This is a genomic window from Phormidium sp. CCY1219 (assembly GCF_035615515.1).
In the GTDB taxonomy this organism is placed as follows: Bacteria; Cyanobacteriota; Cyanobacteriia; order Cyanobacteriales; family Laspinemataceae; genus CCY1219.
This window is the reverse complement of record NZ_JAJENT010000041.1, coordinates 1-438: the sequence shown is the minus strand read 5'-3', so window position 1 is coordinate 438 and position 438 is coordinate 1. Positions and strand designations below refer to the sequence as shown.

The following is a 438-nucleotide window of genomic DNA, read 5'->3' as shown; positions in this document are numbered from 1 at the left end:
GTCATCCTTGCCGCCATGAACCAAATCATCCCCCGCACCGGCTTCGATATAGTCCGTGCCTTGATTGCCGTGGATGGCATTATTGCCCTCAGAACCATACAAGTTATCGTTGCCTTGTAGCCCTTGGGTAAAGGTGTTGTCACCCGCAGCGGTTATCTCGTCTGCTCCATTGGTGCCGATGAGATTATCCAGGGGAGTGGCTTCGGCATTGGGGGAGACTGTCGGCGGCGTGAGATTGCAGAAGTCCTCTACCATGCCAGCGCTTGACTCCGAAACCATCTCGTCGTTGAGAACTATATTATCCGGTGCGAAAGGCTCGGTTGGCGGTGCGCTGAGGGTAGCAACCACCGGTTCGGGAGTCGCATCTACTATTAAGCTACTGGCAGTTGAAGCAGCAGAAGTATTCCCCGCCGCATCAGTAGCAGTGGCAGTGAAGTT

The 438-nt window shown here is 54.6% G+C and carries 1 pseudogene; it reads right to left on the bottom strand.

The annotated features are described in order from the left end of the window. Positions 1-438: pseudogene (locus tag LKK83_RS00350) on the bottom strand (hypothetical protein); the annotation flags it as partial.